The 13,349-nt window shown below is 73.7% G+C and carries 14 protein-coding genes and 1 tRNA gene; 1 reads left to right on the top strand and 14 read right to left on the bottom strand.

What is annotated here, in order from left to right:
* Window positions 1-26 precede the first annotated feature (26 nt).
* The 14 genes from I8920_RS05075 to rplU form a co-directional block, all read right to left on the bottom strand.
* A complete protein-coding gene (locus tag I8920_RS05075) occupies window positions 27-1,655 on the bottom strand; it encodes a DNA polymerase Y family protein (protein ID WP_198658068.1) in 1,629 nt (542 codons plus the stop codon).
* Window positions 1,652-2,470 carry a hypothetical protein gene (locus tag I8920_RS05070; protein ID WP_232832829.1) on the bottom strand — a complete coding sequence of 273 codons (819 nt, stop codon included), beginning with the start codon at window positions 2,468-2,470 and terminating at the stop codon, window positions 1,652-1,654. Before I8920_RS05070 ends, I8920_RS05075 begins: the two co-directional genes overlap by 4 nt.
* Window positions 2,471-2,545: 75 nt before the next feature.
* Entirely contained in the window at window positions 2,546-4,051 is a 1,506-nt protein-coding gene (locus I8920_RS05065; protein WP_198658067.1) for an anthranilate synthase component I family protein, read from the bottom strand.
* A complete protein-coding gene (locus I8920_RS05060; protein ID WP_198658066.1) occupies window positions 4,030-4,953 on the bottom strand; it encodes an aldose 1-epimerase family protein in 924 nt (307 codons plus the stop codon). Before I8920_RS05060 ends, I8920_RS05065 begins: the two co-directional genes overlap by 22 nt.
* 76 nt (window positions 4,954-5,029) lie before the next feature.
* Window positions 5,030-5,105: transfer RNA gene (locus I8920_RS05055), tRNA-Ala, on the bottom strand.
* A 108-nt stretch (window positions 5,106-5,213) separates the two neighbouring features.
* Window positions 5,214-5,588 carry a ribosome silencing factor gene (gene rsfS, locus I8920_RS05050; RefSeq protein WP_198658065.1) on the bottom strand — a complete coding sequence of 125 codons (375 nt, stop codon included), beginning with the start codon at window positions 5,586-5,588 and terminating at the stop codon, window positions 5,214-5,216.
* Between the two features lie 131 nt (window positions 5,589-5,719).
* A complete protein-coding gene (locus tag I8920_RS05045) occupies window positions 5,720-7,180 on the bottom strand; it encodes a hypothetical protein (protein ID WP_198658064.1) in 1,461 nt (486 codons plus the stop codon).
* Complete coding sequence (gene nadD / locus I8920_RS05040; protein ID WP_198658063.1) at window positions 7,177-7,776, bottom strand: nicotinate-nucleotide adenylyltransferase; 600 nt, start codon at window positions 7,774-7,776, stop codon at window positions 7,177-7,179. The genes I8920_RS05045 and nadD overlap by 4 nt, the downstream gene beginning before the upstream one ends.
* Window positions 7,777-7,787: 11 nt before the next feature.
* On the bottom strand, window positions 7,788-7,988 hold the full coding sequence (locus I8920_RS05035) for a hypothetical protein (RefSeq protein ID WP_198658062.1): 201 nt from the start codon (window positions 7,986-7,988) through the stop codon (window positions 7,788-7,790).
* A gap of 41 nt (window positions 7,989-8,029) precedes the next feature.
* Entirely contained in the window at window positions 8,030-9,295 is a 1,266-nt protein-coding gene (locus I8920_RS05030; RefSeq protein WP_198658061.1) for a glutamate-5-semialdehyde dehydrogenase, read from the bottom strand.
* Window positions 9,296-9,637: 342 nt separating this feature from the next.
* A complete protein-coding gene (proB, locus tag I8920_RS05025) occupies window positions 9,638-10,456 on the bottom strand; it encodes a glutamate 5-kinase (RefSeq protein ID WP_232832828.1) in 819 nt (272 codons plus the stop codon).
* Between the two features lie 8 nt (window positions 10,457-10,464).
* The gene (gene obgE, locus I8920_RS05020) at window positions 10,465-11,988 is read right to left on the bottom strand and encodes a GTPase ObgE (RefSeq protein WP_198658060.1); all 1,524 of its coding nucleotides are present in this window, start codon (window positions 11,986-11,988) and stop codon (window positions 10,465-10,467) included.
* Between the two features lie 86 nt (window positions 11,989-12,074).
* Window positions 12,075-12,326 (bottom strand): 50S ribosomal protein L27, encoded by a 252-nt coding sequence (gene rpmA, locus I8920_RS05015; protein ID WP_111081199.1) that lies wholly within the window; start codon window positions 12,324-12,326, stop codon window positions 12,075-12,077.
* Window positions 12,327-12,338: 12 nt separating this feature from the next.
* Window positions 12,339-12,647 carry a 50S ribosomal protein L21 gene (gene rplU, locus I8920_RS05010; protein WP_027464715.1) on the bottom strand — a complete coding sequence of 103 codons (309 nt, stop codon included), beginning with the start codon at window positions 12,645-12,647 and terminating at the stop codon, window positions 12,339-12,341.
* A 178-nt stretch (window positions 12,648-12,825) separates the two neighbouring features.
* Here rplU and I8920_RS05005 point away from each other — a divergent pair, with 178 nt between their 5' ends.
* Window positions 12,826-13,098 (top strand): DUF4031 domain-containing protein, encoded by a 273-nt coding sequence (locus tag I8920_RS05005; RefSeq protein ID WP_198658059.1) that lies wholly within the window; start codon window positions 12,826-12,828, stop codon window positions 13,096-13,098.
* Window positions 13,099-13,349: the final 251 nt, after the last annotated feature.

Below are 13,349 nucleotides of genomic sequence, written 5' to 3'. Positions count from 1 at the left end.
GGTCACGCTCCTGTTGCTGGTCCGGTTCACGTCGCGACCGCCTCGGCCCACCACCGGTGGTCCGCCAGCACGAGGTACCACGCACGACCCTCGGCGTCGACGAGCTGCAGCCGGTGCAGGCGCCGCCCGCCGGACTCCCACCACCGCACGACCAGCGGCCACGGGCCCGCCCAGGCCGTCACGCCGGCGAACGCACCGCCGCGGTCGCCGTCGGCACGGAACCGCCCGGGCACGCCGGACAGCACCCCACGCTCGTCGACGTCGACGTGCTCGCCGCCGACCGTGACCACGTCGACCGGCCGGGGTCGTTCGAGCACGGTGGCCGGTGGCGGGCCGGGCAGCTTGCCGGGCCACGGGCGGTCGCGGACGGTCGCCAGGGCCCGCTCACCCCCGGCCGGGGCGTCACCCCACGGCACGAGCACCACGCGCTCGGACAGGGTGCGACCCCCGCCGATGCGCGGGCTGACCACGCCGTCGTGCCCGACCATGCCCTGGATCCGGGCGAGCCCGTGGTGCACGCGTTCGTCGGGGCCGGAGCCCCAGAGTCCGCGTTCGTGGTTCGCCACGTCGTCGACGGCCACGGGCTCGAGCACGACCGAGGTGACCGGTGCTTCGAGTCCGCTCGGGTCCACCCCGCCGGCGAGCTGCCAGCGCACCCGGTCGACCACGTCGGCGGCGTCGAACCAGCGCGGGTGCGCCCAGGTCCGTTCGAGCAGGACGTCCCGCTCGTCGACGATCCCCACCCGGATGGTCGTCGCCACGAGCCCGGCGACCCGGAGCCGCTCGGCGAAGTCGTCGGCGGAGCGCCGGAACGCGAACGCGATCTGGTCGGCGCGGTCCAGCGGCGGTTCGAACGACGCCTCGACCCGGAGTTCCGGCGGGACCTCCCGCGCCGCGATCTCGCGCGGGTCGCGGCCTCCGGCCAACCGGTGCAGGAACGCCCCGGCCACGCCGAACCGGTCCCGCACCTGCTCGTCGCCGAGTGCCGCGAAGTCGCCCAGCGTGGTGATGCCGAGCCGGTCGAGCACCGTCGCCAGGTCGGGGTCGCCGAGCACACCGAGCGGCAGGTGCGCGAGGAAGTCCGCCGTTCCGCCGACGGGCACCAGGCGCACCCGTTCGCCGGGACGCACCGGACGGGCACGGGCCGCCTGGTCCGCCGCGAACGGGGTGTCGGCGACCCCGGCCCGCACCGCCGGTGCACCGTGGTCGGCCGCGATGCCGGCCAGGGTCGCCGCCGCTGCTCGCTCGCCGCCGTAGTACCGGGCCGGCCCGCGGGCGCGCAGCGCGAGGGTGCCGGGCCGGAGCACCTCGACCCCGGGGACCGCTGCCTCGACCGCACGGATGACGGGTTCGAACGCGCGGTGGTCCAGGGCGTCGTCGTACGGCTGCACGACGAGCCCTGAGCAGCGGGCCTGGGCCTCACGCACACGGAGGCCCCGCACGACGCCCTGCTCGCGTGCCGACGCCGAACTCGCGAACACCAGGCCCTTCGCGACCAGGGCGAACGGCTGCTCCGGCGGGGTGCCGGCCGCCCGGGACGCCGCGATGACGGGCCAGTCCGGGCACCAGAGCACGATGGTCCGGGTCGGGGGCGGTTCGGGCAGTGCCGCCCCGCGGGTGATCGCGTCGGCTCGGACGCGGCCGGCGGCGATCACGACGCCACCGCCACGGGCCGGAGCACCCGGGTGTCGCCGGAGCCCACCGACGGCACCGGGGTCGCGGCCCGGACCGCGCCGTCCGCCGCGGGCAGGAGGAGCTCGGCGGTCGCCGGACGCACCGCGCCGGCCCGCCCGCTCGCCGTCACGGTGGCCCGGCGCTCCGTCAGGTGCCCGTGGCCCTGTCCGATGCCGCTCCACGTCGAGGCCGTGACCCGCAGCGTGACGTCCGCCCCGGGCCAGGAGCCGAGCGCGACGAGCGCCCCACCGCGCTGCCGCAGTCGGGCCGACAGCCGTGCGACGTCACCGGGCACGACCCGGCCGAGCGGTCGGGTGAGGACGATCTGCGCGACGTCGGCCATCGCCGCCGTCACCGCGAGCCACTGGTCACCCGGGTCGGGGACGAGCACGAGCCGCTCGAGGTCGATCCCGGCGGCGGCGGCGGCCTCGATCCCGAAGGACGGCACCCCCACGACCGCGCACCACGCCCCGGCGGCCGAGGCGGCCTGCAGCATGGTGATCGCGAGCAGCACGGACTCGGGCACGGCGTAGGTGCCACCGACCCGGATGGCTCCGCCCGGCAGCAGGGGTTCCAGTGCGGGCGCGGTGGGGAGCCCGGCGGTGTCGACCCGCGTGGACTCCATGTCGGCGACCCGCGAACGCAGGGAGGTGATGCGGTCGAGCGCCGCGCGGGCATCGCCCAGGTGGTCGGTCCCGCGGCGCGGTCCGCCCCGGGCACCACCGCTCCGCCCGCCCCGTTCCGGGTCGGGCGACCGGAGTGCTGCCGCCGACTGCATGCCCTCATGTTCGAACATGTGTTCGATGATGTCAATCGCGTCCGACATCCGTGGACAGTGCGGTTCGAACACACGTTCGTCGGCTCTGTCAGCTCACCACGACACCACGGCTCCGACGCTGCCCAACACCGACCGCGTCTTCGTCTCGACCTCGTCCGCCTCGTCCGCCGCCACCGACGACCACGTCACCGCTCCCCCGGCCCCGAGGGTGCGGGACCGCACGGAACCCGCGTCGTCGAGCACCGTCACCAGTGTCCGGATCACCACCGACAGGTCCACCGCCCCGCTCGCCGAGAAGTACCCGATCGCCCCCGAGTACACCCCGCGCGGCGCCCCTTCGAGCCGGTCGGCGATCGCCGTCGCGCTGATCTTGGGCGCCCCGGTCATCGAGCCCGGCGGGAAGGCCGCACGCACCACGTCGGCGCGCGACGCCCCCTCCGGCAGCACCGCGCCGATCGTCGACACCATCTGGTGCACGCTCGCGTAGGTCTCGACGTCGCACAACCGCTCGACGTGCACCGAGCCGGGCAGCGCCGTCCGCAGCAGGTCGTTCCGCAGCAGGTCGACGATCATCACGTTCTCCGCGCGGTCCTTCGCGCTCGTGGCGAGCTCGTCGCGCACGGCCGCGTCCGCGGCGGGGTCGACGAGTCGGGGTCGCGTGCCCTTGATCGGCTCCGCCAGGACGGTCCCGGCGGCGTCGATCCGCAGGAACCGCTCGGGCGAGCGGCTCGCCACCCGCAGCGGCCCGAGCCGCAGCCAGGCGCCGAACGGCACCGGGTCCGCCGCACGCATCCGCAGGTACTCGAGCAGGTGGGCGTCCGCGCCGGAGCCGGCCCGGGCCTCCCGGCCGACCGCGAAGGCGGTGGTGAGGCAGACCTGGAAGGCGTTGCCCTCGCGGATCTCGGCGCGGCACGCGTCGACCGCGTCCTGGTAGGCAGCGCGGCTCACGCGGGCGGTCGCCACCCCGTCCGGGAGGCCCGGGGGCACCTCCCCGGGGTCGGCCGACGCCGTCGACGTGGGCACCGACTCGAGCCACGCCCGGTTCCGCGCGCTGGCCGCCGGTTCCGCGTCGGCGACGAGCGCCAACGCCCAGGCCCCGCCGGCGTGGTCCACCACGACCGCGCGGTCGACGAACCGCAGGTCGGCGTCGGCGTGGCCGTCGGCGGTGCGATCGGGGCCGCCGGACTCCCTGCCGAGCTCGTAGCCCAGGAACCCGACCCAACCGAGCGCGAACCCGCACCCGGCAACCGCTCCGGGCAGGTGGGGCGTCCGTGCCAGCAGGTCGGCCAGCGCCGCGAAGGCCGGACGGTCGTCCGAGCCGGTCGGACCGAACCAGGCCGCGGCCGGTGCGGCGACGGTCCGGTGCGCGCGGCGGTCCTGGTGGTGGAACCGACTGGCGAACGGCCCGTCGGTCCACGCGAGCACCGACCAGCGCGCACGAGGGCGTGCCGTCGCGGGAGCGCCGTCGGGCAGCGCCGAGTCGAGCCAGACGAGGTCGGCGGTCGACGCCGCCGCGAGGACGGCCAGGTCGGGAGCCGGGTCCAGCCGGCGGACCTCGATGCGCGCGGCCGGGACGGTCAGACCGCGGCGATCGTCCATGCGGCGGCGTGCGAGGTGCCCGGCGTGAGGACCACGAGACCGCGGTCCTCACCGTCGTTGAACGCGTCGGGGGCGCACGTCATCGGCTCGACGGCGAGGCCCGCGCGGTGGTACTCGGGGACGACGTGGTCCGCCGTGTGCACCTGGGCCCAACCGCACTCGGGTCCGAAGGTCACCCGGACGCCGTGCCCGTCCGTCGCCGTGACCGTGATGGCGGCGAGTCCGGCGGCGTCGCGGTCGAAGCCGGTGAAGGCGTGGTCGACGAACCGGTCGCCGATCAGCGTCGGGGTCCGCAGGTCGAACTCGTCGTGCACCGGCACCAGGTCGGTCGGCACGAGCCGGTCCGGCGTGACCTCGAGCACCTGCGCCGCCGGCAGCGTGAGGGTCCAGTCGTCCACGCTCCCGCGGCCGGCGCTGAGGTACGGGTGCGGACCGGTCCCCCAGGGCGCGTCGTCGGCCCCGGTGTTCGTCCCGGTGATCGTGGTGTGCAGCCCCTCGGCGTCGAGCCGGTACTCGACCGTGACCTCGACGCGGTACGGGTAGCCCTGCTGCGCCTGCACGGTCGTGCCGAGCACCACGCGGTCGGGCTCGGCGGTCCGGACGACGAAGTCGGTCCAGGCGACGAGTCCGTGCAGGGCGTGGTGCCGCGTCGGCTCGGTGAGCGCGAGCTCGTGGTCGGTGTCGCCGAAGGAGTACTCGCCGTCGACGATCCGGTTCGGCCACGGGGCGAGCACGGCACCGCGGAAGACCGGGCGGACCTCGTCGGCGTCGAACGGCACGACCAGGTCGCGGCCCTCGTGACGGAGCGTCCGGAGCGTCGCGCCGACCGTGGCGACGTCGGCCGTGTACCCGGCGGAGGCGATCGTCAGCGGGGACCCGGACAGCGGCGCATCGTTGCTCATGCGCTCAGCGTAGCGGCGGCCGGGCCGAGCCGGAGACGAGGAAACCCCCGCTGTTCCGAGGAACAACGGGGGTTGTTGGTGGATCTGAGGGGACTCGAACCCCTGACCCCCTGCATGCCATGCAGGTGCGCTACCAGCTGCGCCACAGACCCAGAACATCTTGCTGTCGTGACCTCCGGTTCCCCGGGGGCACCATGGAAGCGTACACCACGCGAACGCCGGGTGACGAAATCGGTGCCGTCACCCGGGCGCGTCGCTGCTCAGGCGGTGTGGTCCACCGGGAGCTCGAGGGAGATCGTCGGGCAGTCGGCCCAGAGTCGCTCGAGCGAGTAGTACTGGCGGTCCTCGTCGTGGAACACGTGCACGACGATGTCCCCGAAGTCGATGAGGACCCAGCGACCCTCGGCCCGGCCCTCACGACGGAGGGTCTTCGCGCCGAGCTCGAGGAGGCGTTCCTCGACGGCGTCGGCGATGGACTGCACGTTGCGTTCGTTCCGACCGGTTGCGAGCAGGAACACGTCCGTGAGCTGCAACGGCCCGGTCACATCGAGCGCGACGAGGTCCTCGGCCTGCTTGGCGTCGGCCGCGAGTGCTGCGGCCTGCACGAGTTCCAGTGCGCGAGTGGAGGCGGTCACGGATTCCTTCCGGTCGTCGAACCGACGGACAGCCGGTTCGCTTGCTGGGTCACGATCATAAGCCACGCCACCGACAGCGGCCAGACGGCTGCCGACGGTGGCCGCGGGTGCGGCGATCGGGGACGCGGCCGTCAACCGCCCATGTGGGTCGTGATGAGAGCGACGATGATCACGCCGGCCGCGACCAGTCCGACCGAACCGAAGGTCACGCCGAGCACGAGCGGCGTGCGCGACTCCTTCGGCTTCGCCGCGGCGAGGACGACCTGGCGCGTGGACGTGTGGCTCGACACCGCACGGCTCGCCCGCACGGGGCTGGCGTCCGTCTCGGGCTGCTCGTCGTGCTGCTCGAGCAGCCGGTCGACCTCGGCGCCGTCGATCGGCCGGTGCGACCCGGTCGAGGACAGCGACGCCGGCAGGTCGATCGAGCCGGTCAGGATGACCTCGCCCGTGGCGTTGAGCGCACCGGTCGGGTCGGCCAGAGCCGAGTTCGGCAGGATGATCGCGTTGGTGTTCGTCACGGCGACACGGCGCGTGCCGGTCTCCTCGTCGTGCACCTCGGAGTCGTTCGAGTCGTGTGCCTGCTGCGACCAGTGGCCGGCGGGCGGCGCGAACGCGGTCGTCACGGGCTTGGGCTCGGACGAGCGCTGGAACGCCGCGGGGACCTTCGGAGCAGCTGCCTCGGGCTCGGCGGGGGTGTCCGTCGCGATCCTGGGCAGGGGCACCTCGTTGGTGTCGTCGTCCTCGGCGTCGAGCGAGAGCGGGAACACCGCCGGGGTGGCGGCAGCGGCGCTGGTCGGGACCGGGGTCGCCGGGGTCGGCTGCTCGCCGCTCGGGGTCGACGTCGGCGCGTCGGCGTCGGGGGCGGTGGCGGTGGCGGTGGCGTCGTCGGCCGGGGCGTCCGTCGCGGGCTCGTCGCTCGCGGCCGCCTCGGCAGGGGGCGACCAGGTCGAGCGGTGGCGACGGGGTTCCTCGGCGTGGGCGGCGGCCTCGTCCAGGGGCTCGAGCGCGTCCGGAGACCCGTCGGCCTCGGTGGCCTGGGCGACCGCGGCACGGTCCAGCGGGGTCGACTCGGCTGCGGGCGCGGTGCCCTGCTGCGCGTCGGGGTCGGCCTGCGATCCACCGCTCCGCGGGGCGGAGGACGGGTCGATCGTGTCGACCGAACCGAGGACGTCGTCGACGGTGCGGTCCGAGGACTGCGGCGTCGGGTCCTGCAGCGGCACGGGCAGTCCCGCGTGGGCCTCGGCGGCGCGGAGCTGCCGGAGCTGGCGCCGGGTCAGCCCACCGCTGCCGGGGACGATCTCGGTGGCGGACGCCGGCGCGGCCGGGACGCCGCCCGGTGCCGACACGGCGGCGGTCTGCGCCGATGCCGGTGCGGACTGCGGGGTCCCTGCGGACTGCGCCGATCGCGGCACGGACGACTGCGCGGGTCCGGCGGACACCGGTGCGGCGTGCGAACCCGGGCGACGCCCGGAGTCGGCGGGGGCGGCGACGGTCGGCGGCGGCGTGGCGGGCTGCGAACCGGCTGCGGCGGCACGCTCGCGCTCGCGCGCCTGGCGCCGCGACAGGGGCGGCTGCGCGTCGGACGAACTCATGCAACGCTCCGATACAGGTGGTGCTTGGAGATGTACTGGACGACGCCGTCGGGGACCAAGTACCAGACGGGGAACCCCCGTCGCACCCGGTCACGGCAATCCGTCGAGGATATGGCCAGGGCGGGGACTTCGAGCAAGCTTACGTCGCGTTCGGGCAATCCGGTCAGGCTGAGGGCGTGTCCCGGACGCGTCACGGCGACGAAGTGCGCGAGGTCCCAGAGACCATCATGGTCTTTCCAGTCGACGATCTGCTGAACGGCGTCTGCGCCGGAGATGAAGACGAGCTGGGCGTCCGGCCGCTGTTCGTGCAGGTCGCGGAGCGTGTCGACCGTGTACGTCGGCCCAGGGCGGTCGATGTCGACGCGGCTCACGGTGAACATCGGGTTCGACGCCGTGGCGATCACGGTCATGAGGTACCGGTGCTCGGCGTCGGTGACACCGGACTTCATGTACGGCTGACCGGTGGGCACGAACACGACCTCGTCGAGGTCGAACGCCCGAGCGACCTCGGACGCCGCGACCAGGTGCCCGTGGTGGATGGGGTCGAACGTGCCACCCATCACACCGATGCGTGGCTGTCCGGTGGTCTCGAGCATCGAGGGGTCGGTCAGATCTTGGTGTGACCGAACTCGTCCACGCCCGACTCGTGGTGACGGGTGGCCTCGAACTTCTGCGAGTGGCGGTACGCGACGTCGCGGAAGCTCCAGGTGACGAAGCCGAGGAAGATGAAGAACAGGGCACCGACGAGCGGGAAGACGAACGCGGGGGTCCCGGAGGCGTGCTCAGCAGCTTCTGCGAGGAGGGTCATCGTTCGGTGCTCCGTTCGGTCGGGGAAAGACGCCGTTCAGTCTAGCCGCGGATCTGTCCCTGGCCGCGCACGATCCACTTGGTGCTCGTGAGCTCCGGCAGGCCCATCGGGCCGCGCGCGTGCAGCTTCTGCGTCGAGATGCCGACCTCGGCCCCGAAGCCGAACTCGCCGCCGTCGGTGAACCGGGTCGAGGCGTTCACCATCACGACGGCCGAGTCGACGGTGGCCAGGAACCGCTCGGCGGTGTCGACGTCGTCCGTGACGATGGACTCGGTGTGGTGCGTCGACCAGCGGGCGATGTGCGCCATCGCCGCGTCGACGTCGGGCACCACGCGGACGGACAGGTCGAGGTCCATCGACTCCGTCGCCCAGTCGGCATCGGTGGCCCGCAGGACCCCGGGCACGATCGCCCGGGTGGCGTCGTCACCGCGCAGCGTCACCCCCGCGGCCCGCAGTCGGTTGGCGAGCACCGGCAGCAGCCGCTCGGCCGCCGCCTCGTGCACCAGCAGGGTCTCGAGCGCGTTGCACACGCTCGGGCGCTGCACCTTGCTGTTCAGCACGATGTCGACCGACCGCTGCTCGGGCGCCGACGCGTCGAGGAACACGTGCACGACCCCGGCGCCGGTCTCGATGACGGGCACCTGGGCCTCGGTGACGACGGTCTGGATCAGGTCGGCGCTCCCCCGCGGGATGAGGACGTCGACCAGTCCGCGGGCGCGCATCAGCTCGGTGGCACCGGCCCGGCCGAAGGGGTCGATGGTCTGCACCAGGTCACGGGGCAACCCGACCGACGCGACGGCGTCCTGGATGCGTGCGACGAGCACGGCGTTCGTGCGCTGGGCGGCCGATCCCCCGCGGAGCACGACCGCGTTGCCCGACTTCAGGGCGAGCGCCGCGATGTCGACCGTGACGTTCGGGCGTGCCTCGTAGATCGCTCCGACGACCCCGAACGGCACGCGGACCTGGCTCAGCTGCAACCCGTTCGGCAGCCGCGAGCCGCGCACGTGCTCGCCCACCGGGTCGTGCAGGCCCACGACGTGCTCGACGGCGGTCGCGAGTGCCTCGATCCGGGCCGGGTCCAGGCGCAGACGGTCGAGCACCCCGGACGACGAGCCGGCATCCTCGCCCGCGACCAGGTCGTGGTGGTTCGCGGCGACGATCTCGTCGGTGGCCGCGCGGACCGCCGCGGCGATCGCCACGAGCGCGCCGTCCTTGACCGCCGTCGTCGCCGTCGCGAGGGCCGTCGAGGCGGTCCGGGCGGCGACGAGCGTGTCGGTCAGGGTCGGGGCGGGGGCGGTCAGCGACATGGACCGATTCTAGGTCCGCCCCTCGGTCCGTGACGGGCGGGGCGGGCGCCCGCCGCCCCTCCGGGCCCGGTCCGCCCTCCGGCCGTGCACACGTCGTCCCCCGCGTGCACCGCGACCGTCTGGAGGCCCGCAACCGGTCCCGGGACCCGCACCGGGCCTCCAGGCGGTCGCGTCCACCCCGTCGACCGACGGGGCAGACCGGCCACGACCCGTCGTCCCCGGCCTGCCGGGTGGTCGCGGATCGTCGCGCCGCCGCGACCGCGGCGACGGTCCCCGACCACCCGGTGGCGTCCCGACGGCGCGTCACGACCACCCGCTGCCACCCGCGCGGCGGGGCCGCCGTCAGGGACGGGGTGCGGCGTGGAACCAGGTCCCGAGGTGCTCGCCGGCCAACGCCCGGTCCACCAGCGGTGTGGCGGTCACGAGCACGGCGGTACCGGCCTCGGCCGCGAGCCGGGCGGCGGCGACCTTCGTCCCCGCTCCCCCGGTGCCGACGCCGGCCGCGCCGATGGAGCCGAAGGTGACCCCGGCGAGCGGGTCGCCGAAGGGCACCTCGTCGATGCGGACCGCACCGGGCTGCTCGGGCGGCGCGGTGTACAGCGCCTCGACGTCGGACAGCAGCACGAGCGCGTCCGCGCCGAGCAGCCGCGCGACGAGTGCCGCGAGCCGGTCGTTGTCGCCGAACCGGATCTCGTGCGTGGCGACCGTGTCGTTCTCGTTGACGATCGGCAGCACCCGCAGGGCGAGCAGCCGGTCGATCGCACGTTCCGCGTTCACCCGGTGCGTGGGGTTCTGCAGGTCACCGGCGGTCAGCAGGATCTGCGCGGCGACGACCCCGTGCCGGTCGAGCTCCTTCTGGTACCGGAACATCAGGACGTTCTGCCCCGTGGCCGCTGCGGCCTGCTGCGTGGCGAGGTCGTCCGGGCGCCCCTCGAGCCCCAGGAACGGGAAGCCGGTCGCGATCGCGCCCGAGGACACCAGGACGACCTGCGTGCCACGGCCGTACGCGGCAGCCAGGGCGTCGACGAGCGGCGCGATCTGCCCGGCCGCGTCCCCGCTGACCGAGGACGAGCCGACCTTCACCACGATCCGTCGCGCACGCGGGATGTCCTCGCGCCGGGTGACGGGGCCGAGGTCGCTGCGGGCGGTGGTGTCGGTCATGCCCGTGGTCAGCCCCTGCTGTCCGTCTCGACGTCGTCGTCCGCCCAGAGCCCGGAGACGCGCTCCTGCTCGAGCTCGGCGCGGGCGGCCGCCTTGGCGTCCATCCGTTCGAAGTACTCCTCGCGCCGCTCGTTGCGGGTCGGACGCGACGTCGCCCCGATGCGGGAGTCGGTTCCGCGGGCGCTGGTGATGAGCTCGGCGGTCGAGGTGAGCGTGGGCTCCCAGTCGAACACCATGCCGCCGTCGCCACCGATGACGACGGTCGAGCCGGCGACGGCTCCGGCCTTGAACAGGCCGTCCTCGACGCCGAGCTTCGCGAGCCGGTCGGCCAGGTAGCCGATCGCCTCCTCGTTGGTGAAGTCGGTCTGCTGCACCCAGCGCTCCGGCTTCGCGCCGCGGACGCGGTAGAAGCGGTGCTCCTCGCCGCCCTCGGCGCGCACCGTGAAGGGCTTCTGGTCGACCGACTTCGGGCGCAGCACGATGCGCTCCTGCACCGGCTCCGCCGCACGGGAGGCACGGGCCTGCTCCACGACGTCGGCCAGCGCGAACGTCAGCTCGCGCAGGCCCTTGCGGGACGCGGTCGAAATCGGGAACACGCGGTAGCCGCGCTCCTCGAGCTCGGCCGTGACGAACTCGGCGAGCTCCTGCGCCTCGGGCACGTCCACCTTGTTCAGGGCGATGAGCTGCGGGCGCTCGAGCAGCGGCACCTGGCCCTCGGGGACCGGGTAGCGCTCGAGCTCGCCGAGGATGACGTCGAGGTCGCTGATCGGGTCGCGGCCCGGGTCGAGCGTGGCGCAGTCGATGACGTGCAGGAGCGCCTCGCAGCGCTCGACGTGCCGCAGGAACTCCAGGCCGAGGCCCTTGCCCTCGGACGCGCCCTCGATCAGGCCCGGGACGTCGGCAACGGTGAAGCGGGTGTCCCCGGACTCGACGACGCCGAGGTTCGGGGTGAGGGTCGTGAACGGGTAGTCCGCGATCTTCGGCTTGGCGGCCGAGATCGCCGCGATGAGCGAGGACTTGCCGGCGCTCGGGAACCCGACGAGGGCGACGTCGGCGATGGTCTTCAGCTCGAGGCTGACGTCACCGGCCCACCCCTCGGTCCCGAGGAGCGCGAAGCCGGGGGCCTTGCGCTTGGTGGTGGAGAGCGCCGCGTTGCCGAGACCGCCCTGACCGCCGGGGGCGACGACGATGCGCATGCCGGGTTCGGTGAGGTCGGCGATGACCTCGCCGGACTCGTCGTACACGACCGTGCCGACGGGCATCGGGAGCTCGAGGACCTCGCCGCTCACACCGCTGCGGTGGTCGCCCATGCCGGGCTGCCCGTTCTTCGACGAGCGGTGCGGCGAGCGGTGGTAGCCGAGCAGCGTGGTCACCTGCGGGTCGGCGACGAGCACGATGTCGCCGCCGTCACCGCCGTTGCCGCCGTCGGGCCCGGCGAGGGGCTTGAACTTCTCACGGCGGACCGACACGCAGCCGTTGCCGCCGTGCCCCGCGCTGAGGTGCAGGGTCACGCGGTCGACGAAGGTCGCCATGGGTCCACTCCTGGTACTGCTGGAAAGCGAACGGGAGGGGCGGGCACGTGGCCCGCCCCTCCCGCAGAGTCAGATCGTCTGGTCGCTTACGCGTTGACGATGTTGATGACCTTGCGGCCACCCTTGGTGCCGAACTCGACCGAACCGGCCGAGAGGGCGAACAGCGTGTCGTCGCCACCGCGGCCGACGTTGGCGCCCGGGTGGAAGTGGGTCCCACGCTGGCGGACGATGATCTCGCCGGCGTTGACGACCTCGCCACCGAAGCGCTTCACGCCGAGGCGCTGTGCGTTCGAGTCACGACCGTTGCGAGTGGAGCTCGCACCCTTCTTGTGTGCCATGAGTTGACTCCCTTACGCGATCTTGGTGATCTTGACGCGGGTCAGCTCAGCGCGGAAACCCTGGCGCTTCTTGTACCCGGTCTTGTTCTTGAACTTCTGGATGATGACCTTGGGACCACGGAGGTCGTCGAGCACCTCGGCGGTGACGGTCACGTTCGCGAGCTCGGAGGCCGCCGACGTGATCTTGTCACCGTCCACGAGGAGCACGGGGGCGAGGTCGATGTTGCCCTTGTCGTCCGCCTTGGCACGGTCGATGGTCAGGATCGTGCCGACCTCGACCTTCTCCTGACGGCCGCCGGCGCGCACTACTGCGTAAACCACGTGGAAATCCTTACGTAACTCTGCTTGAGGGAAGTCTCGGGTGCCCACTTCTGCACGAGCGGCTCCCGGAGGCCGGGCCCGATCGGCGACGCAGGCAGAACGGCCCGCTGACACCAGGGACCGAGAATACTCGATCACCGTGGGTCCGGTCAAACGGCGACACACGTAGCATTGCCACGTGACCGTGTTGATCGACCCGCCGACGTGGCCCGCCCACGACACACTGTGGTCGCACCTCGTCAGTGATGAATCCTACGCGGAACTCCACGCCTTCGCTGCGCGGGTCGGTGTGCCGCGCCGGGCGTTCGACCACGACCACTACGACGTGCCGCTGTCGCGCTACGACGAACTCGTCGCAGCGGGCGCCGCAGCCGTGACCGGCCGGGAGCTCGTGCTGCGACTCATCCGCAGCGGCCTGCGGGTGGCGCAGCGGGACAAGCGCGGCCGCTGACCGGACGGGGTGCACCCGGCGTGGCAGCGCGCGCACGGGAGGCACGGCGCGGGTCCGGCACGCAGCGCACGTCGCGCGGTGCGGTGCCACTCCGACGACGTGGGTCACCGCCTGGCGCACGTCGCGTGGTGCAGCGGGACCGCGCGGCCGGCCAGGGGTGGCTCGGACAGCGCGATCCGTCCGCGCCAGCCGTCAGTGCCGTCCGTCGGTGCCGTCCGTCGGTGCCGTCCGTCGGCGCCGTCCGTCGGGCC

This window comes from Curtobacterium sp. YC1 (genome assembly GCF_016267665.1).
GTDB lineage: Bacteria > Actinomycetota > Actinomycetes > Actinomycetales > Microbacteriaceae > Curtobacterium.
The sequence above is the reverse complement of the archived record's forward strand: the minus strand, read 5'-3'. Positions and strand labels throughout refer to the sequence as shown.

Excerpts from the sequence above, each read along its gene's own strand:
- I8920_RS05070 (WP_232832829.1), bottom strand. The coding sequence starts at position 2,470 with ATGTTCGAACATGAGGGCATGCAGTCGGCGGCAGCACTCCGGTCGCCC.
- I8920_RS05065 (WP_198658067.1), bottom strand. The coding sequence starts at position 4,051 with ATGGACGATCGCCGCGGTCTGACCGTCCCGGCCGCGCGCATCGAGGTC.
- I8920_RS05060 (WP_198658066.1), bottom strand. The coding sequence starts at position 4,953 with ATGAGCAACGATGCGCCGCTGTCCGGGTCCCCGCTGACGATCGCCTCC.
- I8920_RS05045 (WP_198658064.1), bottom strand. The coding sequence starts at position 7,180 with ATGAGTTCGTCCGACGCGCAGCCGCCCCTGTCGCGGCGCCAGGCGCGC.
- nadD (WP_198658063.1), bottom strand. The coding sequence starts at position 7,776 with ATGCTCGAGACCACCGGACAGCCACGCATCGGTGTGATGGGTGGCACG.
- I8920_RS05035 (WP_198658062.1), bottom strand. The coding sequence starts at position 7,988 with ATGACCCTCCTCGCAGAAGCTGCTGAGCACGCCTCCGGGACCCCCGCG.
- I8920_RS05030 (WP_198658061.1), bottom strand. The coding sequence starts at position 9,295 with ATGTCGCTGACCGCCCCCGCCCCGACCCTGACCGACACGCTCGTCGCC.
- proB (WP_232832828.1), bottom strand. The coding sequence starts at position 10,456 with ATGACCGACACCACCGCCCGCAGCGACCTCGGCCCCGTCACCCGGCGC.
- obgE (WP_198658060.1), bottom strand. The coding sequence starts at position 11,988 with ATGGCGACCTTCGTCGACCGCGTGACCCTGCACCTCAGCGCGGGGCAC.
- rpmA (WP_111081199.1), bottom strand. The coding sequence starts at position 12,326 with ATGGCACACAAGAAGGGTGCGAGCTCCACTCGCAACGGTCGTGACTCG.